Here is a 25,793-nt window from a genome sequence, read left to right as displayed (position 1 = left end):
AGGGCTTTTTTGCGCAGTTTTGGGGCGGTGGGTAACACGCTGGTGCGGCTCGGGTTGCCGGCGCATTCCCACAGGGTTGTAGTTATCCGGTGAGGCGGGTGTGAAGCGAAGGGGGCAGAACGTCAGACGATCCGTGTCATACGTCTCAAATCACCTTGACTGCTCGTCCAATGAATTGAATCGGACCCGTCGGTTTGCCGATGGGCGAGCCGGTGGATGTTTCCAGCGTCAGCTCGAACAACTGGTTGGGTTGCAGTGGCGGTAGTTTGTCGAGCGGGATGTTCAGGCTTTGCCCCGGTTTGACCAGCCCGAGGGAAACCGGTCCTTGCCAGCCATCACCCTTGGTCCAGAACTCCAGCGCCTTGTCGGCCGGGACTTCGAACGCGCCCAGCGGGATGAGCTGGATTTCCTGCGGGTTACTGGCCTGCACGACCCAGCCGGGTGATTTGTCCTGAGGCCCGACCAGCACCACCAGATAAGAGGGCGGCGTTGGGGTGCGGGTCAGCAGTGTCATGCCCAGCACCAGCGAGGCGGCAAGTCCTGCGCCTGCAAGGCCGCGCCAGATCGCCAGGTTGTCCCACCAGCGTACGCGCTGTTCAGGCTGCGACCGGGTCACTGTGCGATCTATCAGGTTGCGCTCGATCCGCTCCCATAGACCGGGTGACGGCATGACCGGCTCTGCCAGCTCGGTCAGGGGCAGCAGACGTTGTTCCCAGGCGTCTATCGCCGCTTGCAGGTCGGGCTCGTGGGGCAGCCGACGCTGGACGTCGAGCCTTTGCCCGGCCGACAGGGTGCCGAGTACGTACTCGCCCGCCAGCTCGTGAATATTCTCGTTCGAAGGTTGGGTCATCCCATGCACTCCCGCAAAGCCGTCAGGCTGCGCTTGATCCAGGCTTTGACCGTACCCAGTGGCGCGCCAACTTTCTGCGCGATTTCTTGATGCGAATAACCGTCTACATAGGCGTGAAGCACACAGTTACGCCGCACCGGTTCTAGCTGTTCCAGGCACGATGTAATGCGCCCGGGATTGACTCGCCAGTCGAAAGCATCGCCGGTTTCCTGCCAGCCTTCCAGTGTCGCCTGCTCATGATGATCTTCGCTGCCGTCATCCTCAACGCGAACTTCCCGTGCGGTGTTGCGCAGGTTGTTGAGCGCCAGATGGCGCGTCACGCTGTAAATCCAGCCGCGTGCCGAGCCGCGTGAGGCGTCGAAACTGGCGGCACCGGTCCATATCTTGAGAAAGGCATCATGCACGATGTCTTCAGCCTGTGCGCGGTCACGCACCAGCCGCATGACCACACCGAGCAGCCGTGCGCTTTCCTGTTCATAAAGACGATGCAGGGCCTGCCGCTCACCGCGAGCGCAGGCCTGCAGCGTGCCTTCGTAATCAAAGAGAGATTCGTGTGAGGACAAGGTGATCCGCCGTCAATGGACTACTGCCTCGTTGATATCACGAGGACCCGCGCAGCAGCATAGCTCACTGGCTGCGCGGTGACCGATTGCCTGACTGTGATCAGTTGGCGGTCCAGAACAGGTAGTCGGCCTGATACTTGACCACTTCCTTGGCGCCCTTGTTGCTGGCCGCGCACGCGGTGGTCGGTGCTACGCCGCCTTTCAGGGCGGTGCGCTGGATGTAGGCAACGCCGGTCATGGCGCCTTTGCCTTCAGCCGGGTTGGCCTTGACCAGTTGATACGGCAGGTTGCCTGCGCTCGACGGTGCCACGGCGACCTGAGTGCCGGTCACTTTCGAGCCGTCTTTGGCTTCCCACGTTGCAGGCGGGCCGTAGTAGGTGCCGACCTGTTTGCCGCTCTTGTCATTGAGTACCGCCTTGGGACCGACGAACGCCCATTCCATCTCATTGGGCATGTTGGCTTTGGCGCGGCATTCGTAGGTAATTTCGCCGACCCCGGTGGTTTGCATGCTGATCTTGTGGCCGGCCGGAACCCGAACGCTTTCGGGCAGATCGGTCTGGGCCATGGCGACGGACGACAGGCAAGTGAAAGCCAGGGTACTACCTGCAAGGCAGAGCAAGCGTTTTGCGTTCATGCAGAAATCTCCAGATGGTTTAACCGCGCTCAGCAACTCGAAGTGGCTGCTGCAAGTACTACCCGCGAGGAAACGATCTGGATGCAGTGATTTGAAAATATTTTTTCAGGGCCGGCTAAAACGGCTGCGCAGCAGCAAGATCCCGGTGATCGCCGCGAGGCCCGAGCCCATCAATACGCCGACTTTTACTTCATCGATCAGGTGCTGCTGACCGGGAAACGCCAGGTTGCCGATGAACAGGCTCATGGTGAAGCCGATGCCGCACAGGATCGCCACGCCATACAGCTGCACCCAGTTACTGCCTTCCGGCAGCACGGCCAGCCCTGCACGAATGGCCAGCACGGCGGCCAGGAATACGCCGATCTGCTTGCCCACGAACAGCCCCAGCGCGACACCGAGCGGCACCGTATCGACGAGGTTTTCCATGGAGATGCCGGCCAGCGAAACCCCTGCGTTGGCAAAGCCAAAGATCGGCACTACCGCAAATGCCACCCAGTAATGCATCTTCTCTTCGAGGAACAGCAGCGGCGAGCGCGCTTCTTCCTCGGGCTTGCCCAGCGGGATGCACAGCGCCAGCGCGACGCCTGCCAGCGTGGCGTGAACGCCCGACTGCAACACGAAGAACCACAGCAGCGCACCCAGCAACAGATACGGCAGCAGGCGACGGACGTTGAGGCGATTCATCACGATCAGCACCGCCAGCGTGGCCAGGGCCGCGCCCAGCATCGGCAGGTTCAGGCCGGAACTGTAGAAGAACGCGATGATGGTGACGGCACCCAGGTCGTCGAGAATCGCCAGTGCCGCGAGAAACACCTTGAGCGACGTCGGCACGCGATTGCCCAGCAAAGACAGTACGCCCAGTGCGAACGCGATGTCAGTTGCAGCAGGAATCGCCCAGCCGCTCAAGGTCTGCGGGTTGCCCCAGTTGACGGCGATGTAGATCAGCGCCGGCACCAGCATTCCGCCTGCAGCGGCAAAGCCGGGCAGGGCGCGTTGGCCCCAGGTCGAGAGTCCACCCGCCAACACTTCGCGCTTGATTTCCAGGCCGACCATCAGGAAGAAGATCGCCATCAACCCGTCGTTGACCCACAGCTCGACTGACAGGCCCAGCCACACGCTGTGCAGCACCGCAAAATAACCGGCTGACAGCGGCGAGTTGGCGACAATCAGGGCGGCCAGAGCGGCCAGCATCAAGATGATGCCGCCTGCGGACTCGGAGGCGAGAAAGCTGGCGAGGATGGCAACGGCCCGAGGCGTTTCCTTGATCGGGAATTGAGTCATGGTCGTCCTTGAAGGGAGCTGATTTTTAGAGGGCGCTTAGCATACCTTCATTGACCCATGGCGTTCAGCTCAATCAGGCAGCAACGGCTGGCGCCCGACGATTGCAGCTCGATCTCCATGAGTGCGCCGGTGTTGTCCACGTGGGCGCAGTCGTGTCGGCCGAGGATTTCCCACGGCTGGCCGTTGATGCTGAGGGCGATCTGCTCGGCCATACTGAACAGCATGAAGGTGCTCGCCGAACTGAACAGCCGTTGCGGCTGGCGCACGTCGATCCACTGCAGGCGCGCGCTGTATTGATGCGCCGCATAGATGAGATTGAAATCCCGGATCGGCCCGTCGAGCAATGTGCACTCGACCTGGCTGTCCCCGCTGAACGCAAATGGATCGGAAGGCAGCAGCGGGCGACTGGTGATGCCGTCGACCGTCAGTGTCATGCCCGCGCCCTGCAGCACGGTGATGATCCGCTGATAACCGGCGAACACGGAAAAGCCGCCTGAGTGTTCGATATCCGCAATCGACAACCGCCAGCCGAAACCGTCCAGGTCCTGACCTGCGTCGCGGGCGATTTCTTCAGTGCTGCCGCCGCCGTTCTTCCACGGCATGCGCGGGTAATCGATGGCGCGCAGGATGCGGGTCGCGGTCATTTGGTGAAACGTCCTTCAAGGCGATGACGGGAGCCGGGATGGATCAGGCGTGCGGCGGTCACCGGCTGGCGACCTGACCACGTACGGCGGCGAATCAAAAGGCAGGGTTCGCCCGCGTCGATCTGCAACAGTGTGCACTCGTCGGCCTCTGCCAGAATCGCCTCGACCACATGCTCACCCTCGGTCAACGGCGCCACCTGCGACAGGTAGGCGTAGGGCGTCTGCAGGGTGAAGTCCTGCTTGAGGTAATCCGGCGCGACCAACGCGTTCACGAAACGGTCTTCGATCTGTACCGCAATGTCGTTTTCGTAATGCACGATCAACGAATGGAACACCCGCTGACCCTCGCGCATGTCCAGCGCCAGTGCGCGTTCGGAGCCTGCGGCTTCTTCTTTGAGGATGATGACCTTGCAGGAATGACGATGGCCTCGTGCGGCAATCTCGTCAGCGATATTGTGGACTTCAAACAGCGCTGACTGGCTTTTGGGCTCTGCAACGAACGTACCGACGCCCTGCATGCGCACCAGCAGGCCTTCGGCGGTCAGTTCACGCAAGGCGCGGTTGATGGTCATGCGGCTGAAACCCAGTTGTGTCACCAGCTCGCTTTCCGACGGCACGCGATGATGCGGCGGCCAGGTGCCGTTCTGGATCTGCAGGGCGATCATGTGTTTGACGCGGGCGTACAAGGGTGCGGGACTTTCGCCCATCTGGGCTGCCAGTGAGGAAGAGGCGGGCGGCGTCGGCACGTAGGTGTCCTTGTCGTGGAGATGATTCAGGCGCTCAAGCTAACCATTAACCTGTGGTACGGCAAGTTTGCCGACGGTTTACCGGTGAACCAAACGTCTGTATATGTATATACAAATTACAGTGATGAGGTGTGAAGTCAATGTCAGCCTTCTTTGCCGAGCGCGCGCTACTTCCGGACGGCTGGGCCAACGACGTACGTCTGGAGGTCAGCCCTGAGGGTATGCTGACGCGGATTCAGGCCAATGCGGATCGGCAGGGCGCTGAAGTCGTCCACGGTCCGTTGCTGCCCGGCATGCCGAACCTGCACTCGCACGCTTTCCAGCGTGCCATGGCCGGTCTGGCCGAAGTGGCCGGCAACCCGAACGACAGCTTCTGGACCTGGCGCGACCTCATGTACCGGCTGGTCGGACGCATCACGCCACAGCAACTGGGCGTCATTGCCCGTCAGCTGTACATCGAGATGCTCAAAGGCGGCTACACCTCGGTCGCCGAATTTCACTACGTGCATCAGGACATTACGGGCAAACCCTACGACGACCCCGCCGAGCTGGCGGTGCAGATCAGCCAGGCGGCAAGCTCGGTCGGTATTGGCCTGACGCTGCTGCCGGTGCTCTACAGCCATTCCGGGTTTGGCGGGCAGGCACCGAACGAAGGCCAGCGTCGATTTATCCACAGCACCGACAGCTATCTGGACCTGCAGGCGCGTTTGCAGCCAATTGTGGCGAGTCAAACGGCGCAGCGGCTTGGCCTTTGCTTTCACTCGTTGCGTGCCGTGACGCCCGGGCAGATCAGCGCCGTGCTGGCTGCCAGCGACCCGCATTGCCCGGTGCATATCCACATTGCCGAACAGCAGAAGGAAGTCGACGACTGCCTGAGCTGGAGCGGTCGACGTCCGTTGCAGTGGTTGTATGAAAACACGCCTGTGGATAACCGCTGGTGTCTGGTGCATGCGACCCATGCCGAGCCTGACGAAGTGGCACTTATGGCGAGCAGCGCAGCCGTTGCCGGTTTGTGCCTGACCACTGAAGCGAACCTGGGTGACGGGATTTTCCCGGCTGTGGATTACATCGCGCAGGGCGGGCGCTGGGGCATTGGTTCAGACAGCCATGTGTCGCTCAGCGTGGTCGAAGAGCTGCGCTGGCTGGAGTACGGCCAGCGGCTGCGCGACCAGCGTCGTAACCGGTTGCATCGCAGCGATCAGCCGATGGTTGGCAGAACCTTGATGGATGCAGCGCTTGCGGGCGGTGCCCAGGCGCTGGGGCAGGAGATTGGCGCGCTGGAAGTCGGCAAGCGTGCTGACTGGCTGGTACTGGATGGCAATGACCCGTATATCGCCACTGCATCGGGCGATGCCATTCTCAACCGCTGGTTGTTCGCAGGCAGTGACCGCCAGATCCGTGACGTGGCGGTGGGCGGACGTTGGGTCATTCGTGACGGGCGACATGCCGATCAGGAGCAGAGTGCCCAGGCGTTTGCTCAGGTACTAAGGGCGTTGCTGGACTAACGGACTGATCGTGCCAACGGGTTGGCACGATCACGCCCGCCAGTGTTCACTTCTCGCCCTTGCCGATCTTCGAGTCAGCCTCGCGCCAGATCAGGCGTGAGGTGTCGTAACCCTGCTGACGAGCCTTGCTGAGCATGCCTTGCTTGACCGACTCGGACACCGTTGGCGTGCGTGACAGCAGCCAGAGGTACTTGCGGTCCGGGTTGCCGACCACCGCGGTCTTGTAGCCGTCGCCGATGTCCAGCACCCAGTAGTCGCCCTTGGCAACACCCGGGAGCAGACGCGAGAACCAGTTATCGAACACGACCCACAGCTTGTCGGTCTTGCCCGGAACCTGCGGCGAGGCGGTGCCGGTCGCTTCCTGCCATTCGCCTTCAATGGTGCGGCAGCGATTGGTCACGGCGATGTTGCCGTCATCCTTGAGCTGATAGTGAGCTTCGGACTGCGCGCATTTGCGCTGGAAAAACATCGGCAGTCGCGCCAGTTCGTACCAGGTGCCCTGATACTGCTTGAGATCGACGCTGTCGACCGTCCTCGGCTCAAGGTTGTCAGCCGAGTGCGCAAAGCCGATGGCCAGAAAACTGGCCATCACGAAGATACCGAAACGTACGAGTACCTTGACCATGCTTATTTCAGGCCCTGACCCGAGAACAGGACGACCTTGTCAGCGGCGTACTGCACGCTGATGAACGTGTTTTTGTCGCCCCATGTGCAACTGGACATGCCCAGCGCACCGGAACATTCAGTCGGGCTGCCCAGCAAGGATTCGACCTGACCCTTAGGCATGCCCGCAGAGAGTTTGGAGTAGTTTTCCTGGGTGATTTTGCTGCACGCAGCCAGGAACACGCAAAACGAGAGTAAAGCGACATAGCGCAAGGACATGGATGAAGCTCCTGAACGGAAGAGGGGTCTCGTCGCAACGGGGGCCGATGCAGCCTGACGCTGGCGCAGTACCGAAAGCTTAGAAGAGAAAAAGCGGATCTGGTTCCCGGCAGACAAAAGGATTTATTTGGTCTATCAGAAGCTTGAGCCGGGTTTCTCGAGAAATTCGACTTCCTGATCGGTAGAGGTTCTGCCCAGAATGGCATTTCGATGCGGGAAGCGTCCGAAGCGGGCGATGATCGCCTGATGACGCTCGGCAAAAGTCAGGCTTCTCGTGAAATAGCCGCGATCAGTGGCAGGTAGCAGCGGCAGCAAACGGGTGAAACAGGCGGTGGCCTGATTCTGGTCCGCGAGGTTCTCGCTGTGCTCCAGCACCAGGTAGATGAAGGTGCGCTGCAGTGGATCCAGATGCTGGTCCCGCTCCAGTTTCAAGCCATGCTTGACCAGTGCCTGCGCGCGCGGGTCTCCGGCAAAGGCGTTGGATGTGTCGCGATGGATCATGCGTGGCAACTGATCGAGCAGCAGAATCAGCGCCAGCCAGCCCTTTGGGTTTTCCGCCCATTCGGCCAGACCACCCGCCAGCGCTTTCTCGACCTGATCACCGAAGCGCTCGCGGGCTTCGGCGTCGTTAGCCTTTTTCTTGCCAAACCAGAGCGTGTTCCTGGCTTTCACCACTTCAGTCGGTGATTCGGCCGAGCCGAACCACCAGTCAAGCAGCGGCAGCCAGGGCGCACGCATCGGTCTTGTCCCTCTTACTCTTTGTGGTAAGCGGCGGCGCGCTCGACTTCCTGTTTGGAACCCAGGAATACAGCAACACGCTGGTGCAGACCTTCAGGCTGGATGTCGAGGATGCGCTGGTGGCCGTCAGTGGACGCACCGCCTGCCTGCTCAACCAGGAACGACATCGGGTTGGCTTCGTACATCAGGCGCAGCTTGCCCGGCTTGGATGGCTCGCGGCTGTCGCGCGGGTACATGAACAGACCGCCACGGGTCAGGATGCGGTGCACGTCGGCAACCATCGCCGCAACCCAGCGCATGTTGTAGTTCTTCTTCAGCGGACCTTCGTCGCCCTGCAGCAACTCTTCCACGTAGCGCTGTACCGGGGCTTCCCAGTGGCGCTGGTTGGACATGTTGATGGCGAATTCCTGAGTGGTCTCAGGGATGGTGATGTCCTCGTGAGTCAGTACGAAGCTGCCCATCTCGCGGTCCAGCGTGAAGCCTTTGACGCCGTCACCCAGGGTCAGGATCAGCATGGTCTGCGGGCCGTAGATTGCGTAACCGGCAGCGACCTGCTCGGTGCCTGGCTGCAGGAAGGCCTTTTCGTTCAGGGCTTCGTTCTGGCTCAGGTACTGGTTCGGGCAGCGCAGCACCGAGAAGATGGTGCCGACGGGTGCATTGATGTCGATGTTGGACGAGCCGTCCAGTGGGTCGAACACCAGCAGGTAGGCGCCTTTAGGGTATTTGCCTGGAATCTGGTAGGCATTGTCCATTTCTTCGGACGCCATGCCGGCCAGGTGACCGCCCCATTCGTTGGCTTCCAGCAAGATTTCGTTGGAGATCACGTCGAGCTTTTTCTGCACTTCGCCCTGCACGTTCTCGGTGCCCATGCTGCCCAGTACGCCGCCCAGCGCGCCCTTGGAGACGGCGTGGCTGATTTCCTTGCATGCTCGCGCCACTACTTCGATCAGGAAGCGCAGATCGGCAGGAGTGTTGTTGCTGCGGGTCTGCTCAATCAAGTAGCGACTTAGTGTAACGCGGGACATGGATAGCTCCGAAAATAGGGGGTATGAAAACCCGCGCAGTTTAACGCGAGTGGCGACGTAATACTGCTATCAGACTGGCTTATCGCGGTTTCAGTTCATATGCCGGGTCAGCGTAGCTGGAATCCGGCAGGCCAGATGACCTGTTCAGCGCTTCGAGGCCCGCAGGGTGCTGAGCGCCATCCAGCCCAGAAACAGCACACCCAGCAGCAGGACGGCCCAGAGCCCGAGGCGCTTGAAATCGACGTTTTCCTGCACCACCGGCAGTGGCGCAGCCATGTCGGCGACGGTTGCACTGGCCGGTTTCGCGGTACCCAGCGAGGCCAGTTTCTGTGGCGTGAAATCAGGAATCAGTGTGGCCAGCGACAGGTTGGCAGCCTTGACGCTCGCGTTGCCCACGGCCAGGGTAAAGGGTCCATTGCCGCGTGCCAGAAACACCACTTCGCTCGCCTGCACGGCCACGCTCAAGGCTGGCGCTTCCTCGCCCAGTCCGCCGCCGCGGTCATCGACCACCAGCTTGAGCTGCTGCACGACACGCCCGGACAGGTGCAGTTGATCCTGAACCATGTCGCCGCCGTTCTGCGTCAGGCGATACAGAAGCCCGCTGCTGACCGGCTGCCACGGCTGTCTGGCATCGCTGCGCGCATACAGGGTGCCTGGCGCGAGGCTGTTGGGCTGAGTGATGTCGACCTTCACGCGCTCGACCGGCAAGCCCGCCGGCAGTTGCCAGATGTACTCGTTGGCCGTTTCGGCCTTGCCAGTGATGGCGGGTGACCAGGTCAGGGGCGGCGCTGGGTTTTCCGTCTCTGCCGCGAATACGTGCGCGGAAATCAGCGTGGGCGCACTGTGCGGCGAGCGCCACAGCAGGCGCAGATAACGAGCGCTCTGGCCGGGCAGGCCGACTTCGCGCTGGTCTACCACTTCGTCGGCGAACGACAGGCGCGCCACTTGGCCGTCACCCCAGTTGCGCCAGTGCTGAAGGTCATCGCTGGCTTCGATGCTGAAACTCTGGAAACCCTCGCGCTCGGCGCTCCAGTCAATGATCAACTGTTCCAGCGGTGCCTTGACCGCGCTTGTGTCCAGCAGCCAGCCACGCAGGACTTCTTCGCCTGCCTCGATGTCACTTTGCGGCTGGACTTCGATCACTGTGCCGTTGCTGGCGCGCTCGATACGGATGACCGGCGTCGCATCGCCCGCTTCCTGAGTGCTGTAGAGCGCGAACCACTTCACCGGAATCGGCGTGGGCTCCTGATCGTGCGCCGCCTGCTTCTGATTCAGTGCATACGCCTGCGGCTGACCCTCGCTGTTGAAAACGCGCAAGTCGCTGAGGTCGGTCTGCCGAGCACTCAGTTGCACGGCCAGCGGCAGCTCGATTCGATACCACGGGCCATCGCCGCTGAGCGTCAGCGGCGTCTGGCTGGCAAAGTCGGCCTGTTTGTCTTGAGCATGGGCGGCCATCGTCGTGCACAGCGCCAGGCCGAGCGCAGCGACTTTCAGGGGTGAACGACTCAAGAACGGTTTCCTCATGGGCTGGTCGGCTCGGTGGTGGGAGCCGTGCCGGGTTCCTCGTCCCTCTTCGCAGCGAGAGGTTTCGGCGGTAATGGTGCGAAATATCCCACCACCAGTAGCAAAATGCCAACACCTATGAAGGAGACGATGCGCTCCATGCCGCCGCGATTGCTCAGTTCCACGAAGAACAGTTTGACCACCACCACACCGATGAGAACCGCGCCGCCCAGCCAGACATGTCGGTTGGCGCGCAGATGCCCGCCGATCATCAGCGCCAGTGCCATCAGCGTCCAGACAATCGATAGCCCGGCCTGCACACGCATCGATTCGAGCAGGCTTTGCGTGTGCCATGGCACATCGGCCCAGTGATGCGCGGTGCGCATGACCATCGCCGTGACCAGAGCGAACACGGAACTGCCCGCTATCAGAAGGGCAGTTGTACGGGCGCGAATGGTGTCCAGACCCATCCTCGCCAGGCAGTGGCGCATCCACAGGAAAACGCCGCCCAGTGCAAACAGCAGGCCGATTTCCAGTGGATTGAGCAGCGGCAGGTAGGGCAGTGGGTCCGCCGCGCCGTCGCTGAAGAAATTGGCCAGCCAGAACCACGCCAGCATCAACACCGCCAAGGGCGCGGCGGCGCTGACCCGGTAGGCGTCGGGGAAGGCCGAGACAGGCCACGGCCATTGACGCTGCGAGGCCATGCCCCACAGATACAGGCTTGGCACGACAGCCCAGCCCAGCCAGCGCCAGGCGTTGTAGGACTCGGAAAGCTGCATCAGGCCAAAACGCAACTCCAGCGCCAGCACGGCGATGATCAGCCAGCAGCCAACGATATGCGCTACACGGTTTGCAAGGCTCGGCAACAGGCCTGCCAGACGACGAAGTGACAGCAGGTGCACGGCGAACACCGCCAGCCAGCCCACCCAGCCGCCATCCTGCGCCGGGTGGTAAAACGTGCCCAGCGAGGCCAGCAGCAAGAAGCTGCAAAGCGGCATCAGTGCGGCACACAGCATGGCCATGTCCGGCCAGCGCAGGCGCAGGGCAAGCGCTGTCCACAGCGCGACGCTGGTCGCCGCAGCTATCAACAGCGTGGCCGTTTGCAGCGAGCCGGGTACGAACAACTGGACGGCGCTGAGCACGGAGAAGACCCACCACGCCGCTGCCCACACCATCAGCAATGACCGGGCCAGTTCCTGATCCACCCGCGTCAGCCCCTTATAGCGATGGATGCACCACGCGCTGATTAACGCGGCAATCGCCAGGATCATCGACGTCCAGTAATCGCCGTTGAACAGCAGCGAGGCGTAGGTCAGATCAAGGTTGCTCAGCAGCGCTGCGCCAGCAGCCAGTTGCAGCAACAGGCCGAAAGCGCGTGCGAGCAGCCGGTGCTGGCGCATGCCCAGCCAGAAGATGGCGGCACCTTCCACGGCCCAGGCGCAGGTCGTCCATTGGGAACCCAGCCCCAGCGGGATCGCCAGCGTGGCGAACACCACGCCCAGTGCCAGGCAGGTTTCCATCAACAGTGTGGTCCGCTCCGAGCCTCGCGCTGCAAGCACTCGCGCCAGCGCCATGTAGATCAGTCCCAGGACCAATGCGCTGAACGCAGCGCCCAAGGGGATGTGTTCGACCAGCGCATATTGCAGGCCGAACCCCACGATCGGCGTACCGAACAGCAAGGTGCCATCGACATAGTCACCTTGCCGCGCCGACCAGCGCAGCAGCGCATGGCGGCTGTCATCCTGCGGTGCGCTGGCCTGCTCTTGAAGCTTGCGTCGGGCGAACAGCAGGCCGATGACCAGGTACATTACGAAAAACAGAATCAGGAATGGCTCGGTGCTCCAGAACACATCCGCTGTGTAGGTCTTGATGCCCCAGGCGAAACCGATACCGAAGGTGCCGAAGAAACCGATCAGGTTCAGGATGCGCCAGGCCCGGAACCAGGCGATGGCGAAAATGCCCGCGTTGAGCAGGGCGAAATAACTGAACAGCGACACATGGCTGCCTTGCCCGGTCGAGGCCAGAAGCGGCGCGGCGAACCCGCCCAGCGCCCCCGCGCAGGCCAGTGCCAGCGCGTTCTGGGTCAGGGCCAATATGGCGGAGAACGCGGTGATCGCGACCAGCAGCGCGAAACCCAGGGTCGGGTCCAGCAGCGGGTGCAGTTTCATTGCGGCGAACACCGTCAGGTACAGCACGCCAATGCCTGCGCCTTGCAGCATCAGCGCATAAGGCCCATTGCGAAGGCGCAGCCACCAGCCAAGCCCCAGCAGAGCCAGCGCACTGGCCGCGACGCCTGCGTAGCGGGCTTCGATCGGCACAACCATGCCTTCAGTGGCGTAGCGCAACAGAAACGCCAGTCCTAGAAAAAGCACCACCACACCGACTCGCAATACCGTGTTGCCCCCCATCAGCCAGCCCATGGCGCGGGACAGGGTCTTTTCGAGGACATTGGGCGCGTCGGCTTGTCTTGGCGTGCTGTTCTGCGCCGCCTTGATCGCAGGTTCGGCCCGCTGCACAGCGGGTGCCTCAGCGACAGGCAGGTCCCAGATCAACTCAGGTCCGGTGGTCTGCGCGGGGATGATGATCGAGTCCGCAGGCAACGGTGCCGCCTGCTCTGGCGTGGCCACAGGCTGAGCGCTGGAAACGGGCGGGTATTCGAGAAGGGTCAGGCGTTGCTGCAGGGATTCGACGGTTTTTCGTGTGGCAAGCAATTCAAGCGACTGCTCGGCCGAGCGCTTATCGAGCACGTACAGGCGAATGCCTGCCCACAGCCCCCAGCCCATAATGGAACCGATGAGCATGCCTTCCCACTCGTCGTAACTCAACGAGTAGCCCAGCGCTGCACCACCCACCACCAGACAAATCCAGAGCACGCGACGACATCCTTTCCGATGTGTGAAGGTTTATCGGTGCGCAGTATAGGGTGGAACAGGATTGAGCGCGCTCCTGACGCGCAACGGCGTATTCAGCCAGTGGGAGCGAGCTTGCTCGCGAAGGGGCCGGTGTGTTCAGTCGAAGGGTTGCGGCTGGAAGTCAGTCTTCGTGAGCAAGCTCACTCCCACAGGTTGAAAACCGGTTTCAGTCTGTGGGAGCGAGCTTGCTCGCGAAGGGGCCGGTACATTCAGCCGACATGTTGCGTCTGAGAGTCAGTCTTCGTGGACAAGTCCACTCCTACAGGTTGAAAACCGGTTTCAGTGAGTGGGAACGGACTCGTCCGCGAAGGGGCCGGTACATTCAGCCGACATGTTGCGTCTGAAAGTCAGTCTTCGTGGACAAGTCCACTCCTACAGGTTGAAAACCGGTGTCAGTGAGTGGGAGCGGACTCGTCCGCGAAGGGGCCGGTGTGTTCAGTCGAAGGGTTGCGGCTGGAAGTCAGTCTTCGTGAGCAAGCTCACTCCCACAGGTTGAAAACCGGTGTCAGTGAGTGGGAGCGGACTCGTCCGCGAAGGGGCCGGTGTGTTCAGTCGAAGGGTTGCGGCTGGAAGTCAGTCTTCGTGAGCAAGCTCACTCCTACAGGTTGAAAACCGGTTTCAGTGAGTGGGAGCGGACTCGTCCGCGAAGGGGCCGGTACATTCAGCCGACATGTTGCGTCTGAAAGTCAGTCTTCGTGGACAAGTCCACTCCTACAGGTTGAAAACCGGTGTCAGTGGGTGGGAGCGGACTCGTCCGCGAAGGGGCCGGTACATTCAGCCGACATGTTGCGTCTGAAAGTCAGTCTTCGTGGACAAGTCCACTCCTACAGGTTGAAAACCGGTGTCAGTGAGTGGGAGCGGACTCATCCGCGAAGGGGGCGGTACATTCAGCCGACAAGTTGCGTCTGAAGGTCAGTCTTCGTGGACAAGTCCACTCCTACAGGTTGAAAACCGGTGTCAGTGAGTGGGAACGGACTCGTCCGCGAAGGGGGCGGTACATCCCTTCGCGGAGCTGTCCTGCTACGTTCAGTCCAGCGCTTTCCAGATTTCGCCCGCGTACTCGCGAATGGTCCGGTCCGAAGAGAACCAGCCCATGCGCGCAGTATTGAGCACTGCCGAGCGCCACCATTGCTTGGAGTCGTGCCAGCGCTCTTCGACCTTGGCCTGAGCTGCCCAGTACGAATCGAAGTCGGCGCAGACCAGGAAGCGGTCGTACGCCAGCAACTGATCGACCAGACCGGCATAGCGGTTCGGATCATCCGGCGAGAACACGCCGCCACGAATCGCTTGCAGCACATCGTTCAAGCGACCGGACGCTGCCACGTCGGCATGCGCACTGAAGTCGCCTGCCTGTTTGCGTGCCTCGACTTCTTGAGAGGTCATGCCGAAGATGAACATGTTCTCCAGCCCGATCTGCTCGCTCATCTCCACGTTGGCACCGTCCAGCGTGCCGATGGTCAGCGCACCGTTGAGGCCGAACTTCATGTTGCTGGTACCGGAAGCCTCAAGGCCAGCGGTGGAAATCTGCTCGGACAGGTCGGCTGCCGGAATAATGCTTTCGGCCAGGCTGACGTTGTAGTTGGGCATGAACACCACTTTGAGCAAGCCGCGTACGGTCGGGTCGTTGTTGACGGTGCGTGCAATGTCGTTGGTGAGCTTGATGATCAGTTTGGCCGAGTGGTAACTGGCCGCCGCCTTACCCGCGAAGATCTTCACGCGTGGCACCCAGTCGGTTCCCGGTTCGGCACGAATCGCCTGATACAGCGCGACGGTGTGAAACAGGTTCAGCAACTGGCGCTTGTATTCGTGGATACGCTTGACCTGCACGTCGAACATCGCCGCCGGGTTGACTGCGATGCCAAGACGCTCGTGAATGATCGCCGCCAGCGCACGTTTGCTGTGCAGGCGTTGATCGGCCATCTGCTTGCGGAACGATGACTTTTCGGCGAAGGGCTCCAGCTCTATCAAGCGGGTTTCGGCGTTGTCCAGCACGTCCGCGCCGATGGCTTCGACCAGCATTTCGGTCAGCTTCGGGTTGGCCTGGAACAACCAGCGGCGGAAAGTGATCCCGTTGGTTTTATTGTTGATTCGCTCGGGGTACAGCTTGTGCAGTTCGGCGAACACGGTCTTGCGCATCAACTGGGTGTGCAGCGCCGAAACGCCGTTGACGCTGTGCGAGCCGAGGAATGCCAGGTTGCCCATGCGCACGCGACGGCCGTTGTCTTCTTCGATCAGCGACACGGCACGCAACACTTCGAAATCGTGGATGCCCTTGGCACGCAACGTGTCGATGTGTTGCGCGTTGATCAGGTAAATGATCTGCATGTGGCGCGGCAGCATCCGCTCCATGAGGCCGACTGACCAGGTTTCCAGTGCTTCCGGCAGCAAGGTGTGGTTGGTGTAGCCGAGCGTGCCGACGGTGATTTTCCAGGCGGTGTCCCATGGAATGCTGTGGTTGTCGATCAACTGACGCATCAGTTCCGCCACGGCAATGGACGGGTGCGTATCGTTCATCTGGATCGCCGCATGTTCCGACAGATCAGTCAGCGTGGCGTGCATGTTCAGGTGACGACGCAGCAAATCCTGCAACGAGGCCGAAACAAAGAAATACTCTTGGCGCAGGCGCAGTTCCTGACCGGCTTCGGTCGCATCGTTCGGGTACAGCACGCGGGAAATGCTTTCGGCCCGGACGACTTCCGCCACCGCGCCAAAGTGGTCGCCGGCGTTGAAGCGTTCCAGGTGCAGGTCTTCCACAGCACGGGCGCGCCACAGGCGCAGGGTGTTCACACTTTTGCCGCGCCAGCCGACCACGGGCGTGTCGTAGGCAATGGCCCGTACGGTTTCGCCCGGACGCCAGACCTGACGTGTTTCGCCGGCTTCGTTGGTGAAGGTTTCGACGCTGCCGCCAAAACCGATCGAGTACACCACTTCCGGGCGTTCGAATTCCCATGGGTTGCCGAAGTCCAGCCAGTTTTCGGTCTGCTCCTGCTGCCAGCCATCGACCACGGCCTGACGGAACAGCCCGTGTTCGTAACGGATGCCGTAGCCATGGCCTGCGATGCCCAGGGTCGACATGCTTTCCATGAAGCAGGCAGCCAGACGGCCCAGGCCGCCGTTGCCCAATGCTGCATCGGGTTCGAGCAGACGGATGCGCTCAATGTCCACGCCCAGTTCAGTCATGGCTTCGCGCGCGATTTCCAGCAGGCCCAGGTTGCTGAGGCTGTCGTAAAGCAGTCTGCCGATCAGGAATTCCAGTGACAGGTAATACACCCGCTTCTGAACGGTGCGATAAATCTGCCGAGTGTGGTCCATCCAGTGTTCGACCATGTGGTCGCGAGCGGCCAGCGCAACCGCTTCGAACCAGTCATGCTCGAACGCATGGTCGGGGTCCTTGCCCACCGAGTAAGTGAGTTTGGCGAGCACTGCGGCGCGAAAAGCTGCCACATCAGCGTCACGAACGAGTGGTTCCTGAGACATCGGTACGACCTCAAGTAGTCTGACGGATTAAAAGATGGGGTTCTCTGACTGTAGGCGTGTCGTCAGTTATTTCCTGAAAATAGAAGAAATAATTGAGGGCGCGACTCACGCTTCGACCCAGCGCAACTGCTCTGGTTCGCGAACCGTGCAAATTGGCAAAACGCTTGCATCGTTCGTTCCATACTGATCGATGATGTGCAGCATGCTCATTCCTCGTTTCGGGTTTATGATGCCCCACGGCAGAATAATAGAAGCCTCTGAATCGGACTCATGGAGCACATATGCAGACTTTGTACCCGCAGATCAAACCTTACGCCCGGCACGATCTGGCCGTGGAACAACCGCATGTGCTTTATGTCGATGAAAGCGGGTCCCCCGAAGGACTTCCCGTGGTGTTCATTCACGGTGGGCCGGGTTCGGGCTGCGATGCGCAGAGCCGTCGCTACTTCGATCCGAACCTGTATCGCATCATTACGTTCGATCAACGTGGCTGCGGTCGCTCCACGCCTCATGCCAGCATCGAGAACAACACCACGTGGCATCTGGTGGAAGACCTTGAGCGCATCCGTGAGCACCTCGGCATCGATAAATGGGTGCTGTTCGGTGGTTCATGGGGCTCGACGCTGTCGCTGGCCTACGCCCAGACGCACCCGGAACGTGTTCATGCACTGATCCTGCGCGGAATCTTCCTGGCGCGCCAGCAGGATATCGACTGGTTTTATCAGGCCGGTGCCAGCCGCCTGTTTCCCGATTACTGGCAGGACTATGTCGCGCCGATTCCAATGGATGAGCGTGACAACCTGCTGGCCGCTTTTCACAAGCGTCTTACCGGACCTGACCAGATTGCCCAGATGCATGCCGCCAAGGCCTGGTCTACCTGGGAAGGTCGCGCCGCCACCCTGCGTCCCAACCCGCAGGTGGTCGATCGTTTCTCCGAACCGCAGCGCGCCCTGTCGATTGCGCGTATCGAATGTCACTACTTCATGAACGACGCGTTCCTGGAAGCCAACCAGTTGATTCGCGATATGCCGAAGATTGCCCATCTGCCGGGGGTCATTGTTCATGGTCGCTACGATGTCATTTGCACGCTGGACAACGCGTGGGAGTTGCATCAGGCGTGGCCCAACAGCGAACTACAGGTGATTCGTGACGCAGGCCACGCGGCATCTGAGCCAGGCATCACCGATGCGCTGGTGCGTGCCGCGGCGCAGGTCGCTCGCCGCCTGCTGGACCTGCCGCCTGAAGAAGCCTGATAGCGTCGTCTCCTTGTTGCAGGTCTGGAAAAAGTCTCTATGAAAGGTTTATTGCAACGCGTGCGTGGTGCACGCGTCGAGGTCGGCGGTGAGGTGGTTGGCGCTATCGATCAGGGCATTCTTGTGCTGGTGGGTGTGGAGCCTCAAGACAACCGGGCCAGTGCCGATAAGTTGCTGCATAAGTTGCTCAACTACCGGGTATTCAGTGATGCCGATGGCAAGATGAACCGGTCGTTGCGTGATGTGCAAGGCGGCTTGCTGCTGGTTTCGCAATTCACACTGGTGGCCGATACCCGAAGCGGCATGCGCCCAAGCTTCTCGAAAGCAGCGCCACCTGCCTTGGGCGCCGAATTATTTGACTACCTTTTGAATCAGGCCAGGATCGCGCATCCGGCCGTGGCAGCGGGCCAATTTGGTGCGGACATGCAGGTGCACCTGGTCAATGATGGCCCGGTGACATTTCTGCTGGATACATAAGCTAAGATTCCACCCGCTGCGCTGGAATGAATAAGTCCGGGAGCGGTTAAAATTCTTTGTCATACCTGATGCGTTGTGGCGCGTGCTACTGGATAATCGCGCGCTACTGTTAGGTCAGCAGTGATCCATCTTGTATGACAAAAGCGGTTCCGATACTTGATTGGGGAATCATTAAGCCCATTTGGAGTCGGAACAATGCTCGCCAACCCGGCATTCGATAGCTGGCCGTTGGTTTCTTCATCTGTTTTCGGCGAGGGTTGCTCGTGATTGTTAGTCCCTGTGATGCTCCAAAGAAACCTGTCAAGCGGTTGCGCAGTGCGCTTCTGGCAAGCTCGGCGCTTGTATGCCTGTTCAGTGCAGGCCAGCTCTGGGCCTTCAACCTGGATGATGTAGCGGCCAGGGCCAAAGAAATGGCCGGGCAAAAGTTCGAAGCCCCGAGAAGCAATCTGCCCAACGAGTTGCGCGACATGAAGTTCGCGGACTACCAGAAAATCCGTTTCCGCGAAGACAAGGCCGAGTGGGCGGGCGACAAGACGCCGTTCAAGCTTTCGTTCTATCACCAGGGCATGCACTTTGACACCCCGGTCAAGATCAATGAGGTCACGGCCACCAACGTTGAAGAGATCAAGTACGACGCCAGCCGTTTTGATTTCGGCGACCTGAAGATCGACCCCAAAGCCACCGAGAAACTGGGTTATGCCGGTTTCCGTGTGCTGTACCCGATCAACAAGGACGACAAGCAGGACGAGATCATGACCATGCTGGGCGCGAGCTACTTTCGCGTGATCGGCAAGGGTCAGGTCTATGGCCTGTCCGCCCGTGGCATGGCCATCGACACTGCGCTGCCGTCGGGTGAAGAGTTCCCGCGCTTCAAGGAATTCTGGATCGAGAAGCCAGGCCCGGATGACAACCATCTGGTGATCTTCGCACTGCTCGATTCGCCGCGTGCCACCGGTGCGTATCAGTTGACCCTGCGTCCAGGCACCAACACCCTGGTTGACGTGAAGTCGCGCATGTTCCTGCGTGACAACGTCACCAAACTGGGTGTCGCGCCGCTGACCAGCATGTTCCTGTTCGGTGCCAACCAGCCATCGCGTGTGCCTAACTATCGCCGCGAGCTTCACGATTCCAGTGGTCTGTCGATTCAGGCTGCCAACGGCGAATGGCTGTGGCGTCCGCTGAACAACCCTAAACACCTGTCCGTGAGCAGCTTCTCGGTCGAGAACCCGCGTGGTTTCGGTCTGCTGCAACGTGGTCGTGACTTCAGCCAATACGAAGATCTCGATGACCGCTACGACAAGCGCCCAAGCGCCTGGATCGAGCCTAAAGGCGACTGGGGCAAAGGCACCGTCGACCTGGTCGAAATCCCGACTGCCGATGAAACCAACGACAACATCGTTGCGTTCTGGAAGCCTGAGACCCTGGCCAAGCCGGGCGAGCCGATGGACTTCAACTACCGCATCCACTGGACCATGCAGGAAAACTCGATTCACTCCCCGGATCTGGGTTGGGTCAAGCAGACTCAGCGCTCCATCGGTGACGTGCGTCAGTCCAACCTGATTCGTCAGCCTGACGGCAGCCTGGCATTCCTGGTCGACTTCGTCGGTCCGGTTCTGGCCGCACTGCCTGAAGACAAGACCATCCGCAGCCAGGTCACTACTGACGACAACGTCGAGCTGGTCGAAAACAACCTGCGCTACAACCCGGTCACCAAAGGCTATCGCCTGACCCTGCGTGTGAAGGTCAAGGATTCCGGCAAGCCGACCGAAATGCGTGCTTACCTGTTGCGCGAAATTCCTGCCGAGCCTGGCAAGGAACCTGCGTTGTTGGTGGCTGACAAGGCCGAAGAGAAGAAAGCTGCCGCCAAGGAAGTGGCTGCCAAGGAAGCTGCGAAGCCTGCAGCGACCAAGGACAGTGCCAACGACCAGGTGGAAATCGCCAAGTCCGATGCGCCGAAGACTGAGGCTGTGAAGCCTGATGCTGCCAAAGGCGATGCTTCCAAGCCTGAAGCTGCCAAAGGTGATGTCGCCAAGGCCGACGCAGCGAAAGCTGACGTAGCCAAAGACAAGGACGGTAAAGAAATCAAGCAGCCTGAAACCGAGGCCGCGCCCACCCATCCGGAACCGGCCAAGACGCTGCAAGTCATGACCGAGACCTGGAGCTATCAGTTGCCGAGCGATGAGTAATTCTCTACCGGTGCCAGTGTCCTTGAACGAGTACCTGGCGCACTTACCAATGAGCGACGAGCAGCGGGCAGAACTTGCCAACTGCAAATCCTTCGCCGAGCTGCATGAACGCCTTTCGGCGCAGCCGGTCAACGACACTGCCGAGGCCGCTCAGGCTTCGGTGGGTCGTCGCCTGACGCTGTCCACAGCCGACGAACTGCAGGACGCCGAGATGCTCGGCGTCGATGCCAGCGGTCGCTTGTGCCTGAAGGCTACGCCTCCTATCCGTCGTACCAAGGTCGTTCCAGAGCCGTGGCGCACCAATATTCTGGTGCGTGGCTGGCGTCGCCTGACCGGCAAGACCAATCCGCCCAAGCCTGACCACAGTGACTTGCCGCGTGACTTGCCCAAGTCCCGCTGGCGCACGGTCGGCTCGATTCGTCGTTATATCCTGCTGATTCTCATGCTGGGTCAGACGATCGTTGCCGGTTGGTACATGAAAGGCATCCTGCCGTATCAGGGCTGGTCGCTGGTGTCGCTGGACGAAATCACTCGCCAGACGTTCGTGCAGACGGCTTTGCAGGTCATGCCGTACGCGCTGCAGACCAGCATCCTGTTGCTGTTCGGGATTCTGTTCTGCTGGGTCTCGGCCGGTTTCTGGACCGCGCTGATGGGCTTCCTGGAACTGCTCACCGGTCGCGACAAGTACCGCATCTCCGGTGCCAGCGCAGGTAATGAGCCGATCGAAGCCGGCGCGCGCACTGCGCTGGTCATGCCGATTTGCAACGAAGACGTGCCACGGGTGTTTGCCGGTCTGCGTGCGACATTCGAATCGGTAGCGGCCACGGGTGACCTGGACCGCTTCGACTTCTTCGTGCTCAGCGATACCAATGACACCGACATCGCCGTTGCCGAGCAGCAAGCCTGGCTCGACGTGTGCCGCGAGACCGGTGGTTTCGGCAAGATCTTCTATCGCCGTCGCCGTCGTCGCGTGAAGCGCAAGAGCGGCAACCTCGACGACTTCTGCCGTCGCTGGGGCGGCGAATACCGTTACATGGTCGTGCTCGATGCCGACAGTGTGATGAGTGGTGAATGCCTGACCAGCCTGGTTCGTCTGATGGAAGCCACGCCAGACGCCGGTATCATCCAGACCGCGCCACGTGCCTCGGGCATGGACACGCTGTATGCCCGCATGCAGCAGTTCGCTACGCGGGTCTACGGTCCGCTGTTCACGGCCGGTTTGCACTTCTGGCAGCTGGGTGAATCCCACTACTGGGGTCACAACGCGATCATTCGCATGAAGCCTTTCATCGAGCACTGCGCGCTGGCGCCGTTGCCGGGTAAAGGTGCGTTTGCCGGTGCGATCCTGTCTCACGACTTCGTTGAAGCTGCGCTGATGCGCCGTGCCGGCTGGGGCGTGTGGATTGCCTACGACCTGCCGGGCAGTTACGAAGAGTTGCCGCCCAACCTGCTGGACGAACTCAAGCGTGACCGCCGCTGGTGCCACGGCAACCTGATGAACTTCAGGCTGTTCCTGGTCAAGGGCATGCACCCGGTTCACCGTGCGGTGTTCCTGACGGGCGTGATGTCTTACCTGTCGGCGCCGTTGTGGTTCTTCTTCCTGGTGCTGTCCACTGCCTTGTTGGCCGTGAACACGCTGATGGAGCCGACCTACTTCCTGGAACCGCGTCAGCTGTATCCGCTGTGGCCACAATGGCACCCGGAAAAAGCCGTCGCGCTGTTCTCGACCACCATTGTCCTGTTGTTCCTGCCTAAACTGCTCAGCGTCATTCTGATCTGGGCAAAGGGCGCGAAGGGCTATGGTGGCAAGTTCAAGGTCACCATCTCGATGCTGCTGGAAATGCTGTTCTCGGTGCTGCTGGCCCCGGTTCGCATGCTGTTCCACACCCGCTTCGTACTGGCCGCTTTCCTGGGCTGGGCAGCGACCTGGAACTCGCCGCAGCGCGACGATGACTCCACGCCATGGATCGAAGCGCTTAAGCGTCACGGTCCGCAGACATTGCTGGGTGCTTGCTGGGCGGGTCTGGTGTTCTGGCTGAACCCCAGCTTCCTGTGGTGGCTGGCGCCGATCGTGGTGTCGCTGATGCTGTCGATTCCGGTGTCGGTGATTTCCAGTCGTACCGGTCTGGGTCTCAAGGCGCGTGACGAGAAGTTCTTCCTGATCCCGGAAGAGTTCGAGCCGCCGCAGGAACTGATCTCTACCGATCAGTACACCCACGAGAACCGCTGGCATGCGCTGAAACAAGGCTTTATTCGTGCCGTGGTTGACCCGCAGCAGAATGCACTGGCGTGTGCGCTGGCGACGTCTCGTCACAAGCAGGCCAGGCCGATCGAAGTGGTCCGTATGGAGCGCGTCGAACATGCATTGAAGGTGGGGCCGGACAAGCTTGGCAATCACGAGCGTCTGATGCTGCTGAGCGACCCGGTGGCCTTGGGTCGTCTGCACGAGCTGGTCTGGAGCGACGGTCACGAACAGTGGCTGGCGGCCTGGAGAGCGTCCATCGAAGCCGATCCTCATGCCCCGTTGCTGCCTTTGCAGCCGCTCAAGTCTGAGTCGGAACCGGTCCTGGCGTAAGTCATCCGGTTTGAAAAAGCCCCTGAAGCGCTGCTTCAGGGGCTTTTTTGTAGGCGCTGCCCCAGGCTCACCCGCTGAGCGACTGCCTTCGCGGGCAAGTCCGCTCCCACGGGTTGAAAACCGATCTCAGTCAGTGGGAGCTTGCTTACGAATGGGACTGTGCTGACGCCACAGGCCGTCTCGCTCATCGTCCCCGGGTGATCACCCCACCCGAAATTTCCCGACCAACGCCTTCAGCTGTGATCCTAGACGCGCCAGTTCTCCCACGGGTTGAAAGCCGATCTCAGTCAGTGGGAGCGGACTTGTCCGCGAAGGGGCCGGTACATTCAGTCGGAGGGTAGCGTCTGGAAGGCAGTCTTCGCGGACAAACGGAACGCCGTCCGGTCCACCCCTACGGGTTGAAAACCGGTTTCAGCCAGTGGGAGCTTGCTTACGAATGGGCCTGTGCTGACGCCACAGGCCGTCTCGCTCATCATCCCCGGGTGATCACCCCACCCGAAATTTCCCGACCAACGCCTTCAGCTGTGATCCCAGACGCGCCAGTTCTACGCTCGACGCAGCGGTTTCGTCGCTGGCGGACGCGGTTTGCTCGGAGATGTCGCGTACGTTGATGACGTTGGCGTTGATCTGCTCGGCAACGGTGCTCTGTTCTTCACTGGCGGCAGCGATCTGTTCGTTCATTTGCTGAATGGTCGCCACAGTGCGGGTGATGTGTTCCAGCGCACTGCCCGCCCTGCGGCTCAGGTCAACACTGCTGTCCGTCAGGCAGCGGCTGCTGTCGAGTGTGGTTGCTACTTGCTGAGTACCGGTCTGCAGGGCGGCAATCAGTTCCTCGATTTCCTCGGTCGACTTCTGAGTACGCTGCGCCAGGCTGCGAACCTCATCGGCCACCACCGCAAAGCCACGTCCGGCCTCGCCTGCGCGGGCTGCTTCGATGGCGGCGTTCAGGGCCAGCAGGTTGGTTTGCTGCGAAACCGACTTGATCACATCAAGAACGCCCACGATCTTGCCGCTTTCCTGCTTGAGTTGATTCATCGCCTGCGTTGAGTTGACGACTTCGCGAGCCAGTTGCTCTATCTGGGTAATGGCCTGGCCGACCACTTGATCACCCTCGCGCGCCTGCTGATCCGCCTGTGCGGCTGAGCGCGATGCTTCCTGCGCATTACGGGCAACCTCTTGCACGGTTGCTGCCATTTCGTTCATGGCGGTCGCGACCTGGTCGGTCTCTTCCTTCTGAGTATTGACCCCCGAACAGGTCTGCTCGGTGACGGCCGATAATTGCTCGGCGGCGCTGGCTATTTGTGTCACGCCGTCGCCGATTCCGCCGATCAGGTCACGCAGGCTCATCGTCATGGCTTGCATGCTGTTCTGCAACTGCCCCAGTTCATCGCGGCGTCCAAGCTGCAGATCCTTGCTCAGATCCCCTTGGGCGATGCGGGCTGCGGCGTTCAGCGTGTCACGCAGCGGCACCGTGATCTGCTGTGTCATGACCCAGGCCGCCAGCAGCCCGACCAGCAGGGCCAGCCCGGCAACGCCTGTCAGGGTTCGTCTTGAGTCGGCGGCTTCGCTGTCGCGGCGTGTTCCCTGCAGGCTGCTCAGTTCGGCAACGGCGCTGAGCATCTGGTCGCCCAGATTCTCCAGGGTCTCCTGGCCCGCTTCGGTCTTGACCTGGATCGTCTTGAACCGGGTCAACTGCTCACGATACTGCTGCAAGGCCTGATTGGCGGGCGCCAGCGCCTGGATGTTCTCGTCGGCCTGATCCTGCGAAATCTGCTGCATCTCCTTGAGGGCCTCATCAATCGCGGCAATGGCTGCGGTTTCATCGGCTTCCTTGCCGCTGAAGGTGTAGGCCTGCACCTGATAGCGCGCAATCTGGATCTGCTGCTTGAGTTGCGACAGGTTGGTGAATTCATCCATCCGCTCGCCGTTATCCTGTTCCTCGCTGACGGCCTTGAGCACTTCAGCTTCTACATGCTCGATGGCTTTCACGGCTTGCTCGGATTTCTGATCGAGCTGGATGCGGGTCTGATCACGAGCCTCTCGATCGACGCCCAGGTCGGTGAAGGCCGTTTCCATGCGGCTGATCAGCTTGCTTTGGGCGTCGAGGCTGGCCAGCGTATCCGCTTCATCGTTCTGTTTGCGCAGCAGTGCCAGGTGGGCCTCGATTTCGTTGAGCCGGTCCACCACCTTCGATACGTTCTGCGGTGTATTTTCCACCCGTGCGACAACTCGCTCGGCGCGCAGGTCTTTGGTCAGGCTGTTCAGTCGGTCTGTGGAGGAAAGCGATTCGGAGCGCTCGATCATGGTGTCCAGACCGTGCCAGCCGGTCAGGGTGATGGCCAGCGTCAGCAGCAACACAAGGCCGAAGCCCAGCGACAATTTGAGTCTGACGCTCAGGTTGCCAAGTGTTTGGTTGATCCTTCCGGGCATTGAAATACTCCTGCGGTATGCGAACAGAAACAGGCTCCAAAAGGCAGAGAGCCTGCGTTATGAGCGCATCGGCGAGGAGGTGGATCACGTGACCTGAACAGGTCGTAGGAGA

General features: G+C 60.7%; 19 protein-coding genes. 5 read left to right on the top strand and 14 right to left on the bottom strand.

Annotated features, from left to right (window positions below; genetic code table 11):
- Positions 1 to 145: 145 nt before the first annotated feature.
- The 6 genes from H8S56_RS16850 to hutC form a co-directional block, all read right to left on the bottom strand.
- On the bottom strand, positions 146 to 850 hold the full coding sequence (locus H8S56_RS16850) for an anti-sigma factor (protein ID WP_187519257.1): 705 nt from the start codon (positions 848 to 850) through the stop codon (positions 146 to 148).
- Positions 847 to 1,413, bottom strand: coding sequence for a sigma-70 family RNA polymerase sigma factor (locus H8S56_RS16845; protein WP_024686440.1), 567 nt, complete (start codon positions 1,411 to 1,413; stop codon positions 847 to 849). The genes H8S56_RS16850 and H8S56_RS16845 overlap by 4 nt, the downstream gene beginning before the upstream one ends.
- Positions 1,414 to 1,513: 100 nt before the next feature.
- Positions 1,514 to 2,047 carry a DUF3455 domain-containing protein gene (locus H8S56_RS16840; protein WP_024695982.1) on the bottom strand — a complete coding sequence of 178 codons (534 nt, stop codon included), beginning with the start codon at positions 2,045 to 2,047 and terminating at the stop codon, positions 1,514 to 1,516.
- Between the two features lie 105 nt (positions 2,048 to 2,152).
- Positions 2,153 to 3,328, bottom strand: a complete 1,176-nt coding sequence (gene nhaA, locus H8S56_RS16835) for a Na+/H+ antiporter NhaA (RefSeq protein ID WP_187519256.1) — start codon at positions 3,326 to 3,328, stop codon at positions 2,153 to 2,155.
- A gap of 47 nt (positions 3,329 to 3,375) precedes the next feature.
- Positions 3,376 to 3,972 (bottom strand): HutD/Ves family protein, encoded by a 597-nt coding sequence (locus H8S56_RS16830; RefSeq protein ID WP_187519255.1) that lies wholly within the window; start codon positions 3,970 to 3,972, stop codon positions 3,376 to 3,378.
- Positions 3,969 to 4,679: a histidine utilization repressor gene (gene hutC, locus H8S56_RS16825; protein WP_175561776.1), complete on the bottom strand. Its 711-nt coding sequence runs from the start codon at positions 4,677 to 4,679 to the stop codon at positions 3,969 to 3,971. The genes H8S56_RS16830 and hutC overlap by 4 nt, the downstream gene beginning before the upstream one ends.
- Positions 4,680 to 4,858: 179 nt before the next feature.
- Between hutC and H8S56_RS16820 the strand changes: the two genes are divergently transcribed.
- Complete coding sequence (locus H8S56_RS16820; RefSeq protein ID WP_187519254.1) at positions 4,859 to 6,223, top strand: formimidoylglutamate deiminase; 1,365 nt, start codon at positions 4,859 to 4,861, stop codon at positions 6,221 to 6,223.
- Between the two features lie 46 nt (positions 6,224 to 6,269).
- Here H8S56_RS16820 and H8S56_RS16815 read toward each other — a convergent pair whose 3' ends face one another.
- The 7 genes from H8S56_RS16815 to H8S56_RS16785 all read right to left on the bottom strand — a co-directional run bounded on the left by H8S56_RS16815 (position 6,270) and on the right by H8S56_RS16785 (position 16,760).
- The gene (locus H8S56_RS16815) at positions 6,270 to 6,848 is read right to left on the bottom strand and encodes a lipocalin family protein (RefSeq protein WP_024687850.1); all 579 of its coding nucleotides are present in this window, start codon (positions 6,846 to 6,848) and stop codon (positions 6,270 to 6,272) included.
- A gap of 2 nt (positions 6,849 to 6,850) precedes the next feature.
- Entirely contained in the window at positions 6,851 to 7,105 is a 255-nt protein-coding gene (locus tag H8S56_RS16810) for a hypothetical protein (RefSeq protein WP_024687849.1), read from the bottom strand.
- Between the two features lie 135 nt (positions 7,106 to 7,240).
- Positions 7,241 to 7,843: a DUF924 family protein gene (locus H8S56_RS16805; protein ID WP_187519253.1), complete on the bottom strand. Its 603-nt coding sequence runs from the start codon at positions 7,841 to 7,843 to the stop codon at positions 7,241 to 7,243.
- 14 nt (positions 7,844 to 7,857) lie between these two features.
- Positions 7,858 to 8,868 carry a class 1 fructose-bisphosphatase gene (locus tag H8S56_RS16800; protein ID WP_187519252.1) on the bottom strand — a complete coding sequence of 337 codons (1,011 nt, stop codon included), beginning with the start codon at positions 8,866 to 8,868 and terminating at the stop codon, positions 7,858 to 7,860.
- Positions 8,869 to 9,012: 144 nt separating this feature from the next.
- The gene (locus H8S56_RS16795) at positions 9,013 to 10,362 is read right to left on the bottom strand and encodes a DUF3999 domain-containing protein (protein WP_187519293.1); all 1,350 of its coding nucleotides are present in this window, start codon (positions 10,360 to 10,362) and stop codon (positions 9,013 to 9,015) included.
- Positions 10,363 to 10,388: 26 nt separating this feature from the next.
- The gene (locus tag H8S56_RS16790; RefSeq protein WP_187519251.1) at positions 10,389 to 13,244 is read right to left on the bottom strand and encodes a DUF2339 domain-containing protein; all 2,856 of its coding nucleotides are present in this window, start codon (positions 13,242 to 13,244) and stop codon (positions 10,389 to 10,391) included.
- Positions 13,245 to 14,309: 1,065 nt separating this feature from the next.
- Positions 14,310 to 16,760 (bottom strand): glycogen/starch/alpha-glucan phosphorylase, encoded by a 2,451-nt coding sequence (locus H8S56_RS16785; protein WP_024685621.1) that lies wholly within the window; start codon positions 16,758 to 16,760, stop codon positions 14,310 to 14,312.
- A gap of 281 nt (positions 16,761 to 17,041) precedes the next feature.
- Between H8S56_RS16785 and pip the strand changes: the two genes are divergently transcribed.
- From pip to mdoH, 4 genes are all read left to right on the top strand, one after another.
- Positions 17,042 to 18,013 (top strand): prolyl aminopeptidase, encoded by a 972-nt coding sequence (gene pip / locus H8S56_RS16780; RefSeq protein ID WP_024685620.1) that lies wholly within the window; start codon positions 17,042 to 17,044, stop codon positions 18,011 to 18,013.
- A gap of 39 nt (positions 18,014 to 18,052) precedes the next feature.
- Positions 18,053 to 18,490, top strand: a complete 438-nt coding sequence (gene dtd, locus H8S56_RS16775; protein WP_187519250.1) for a D-aminoacyl-tRNA deacylase — start codon at positions 18,053 to 18,055, stop codon at positions 18,488 to 18,490.
- Between the two features lie 263 nt (positions 18,491 to 18,753).
- Complete coding sequence (locus H8S56_RS16770; protein ID WP_024685618.1) at positions 18,754 to 20,676, top strand: glucan biosynthesis protein G; 1,923 nt, start codon at positions 18,754 to 18,756, stop codon at positions 20,674 to 20,676.
- The gene (gene mdoH / locus H8S56_RS16765; protein ID WP_187519249.1) at positions 20,669 to 23,251 is read left to right on the top strand and encodes a glucans biosynthesis glucosyltransferase MdoH; all 2,583 of its coding nucleotides are present in this window, start codon (positions 20,669 to 20,671) and stop codon (positions 23,249 to 23,251) included. Before H8S56_RS16770 ends, mdoH begins: the two co-directional genes overlap by 8 nt.
- 486 nt (positions 23,252 to 23,737) lie before the next feature.
- Here the strand turns inward: mdoH and H8S56_RS25110 are convergent, their stop codons facing one another.
- On the bottom strand, positions 23,738 to 25,681 hold the full coding sequence (locus tag H8S56_RS25110; protein ID WP_187519248.1) for a methyl-accepting chemotaxis protein: 1,944 nt from the start codon (positions 25,679 to 25,681) through the stop codon (positions 23,738 to 23,740).
- Positions 25,682 to 25,793: the final 112 nt, after the last annotated feature.

The sequence above is a fragment of the Pseudomonas triticifolii genome (assembly GCF_014358015.1).
Lineage (GTDB): Bacteria > Pseudomonadota > Gammaproteobacteria > Pseudomonadales > Pseudomonadaceae > Aquipseudomonas > Aquipseudomonas triticifolii.
Note: the sequence above shows the minus strand (reverse complement) of the source record. Positions and strands in the feature narration are given on the sequence as shown.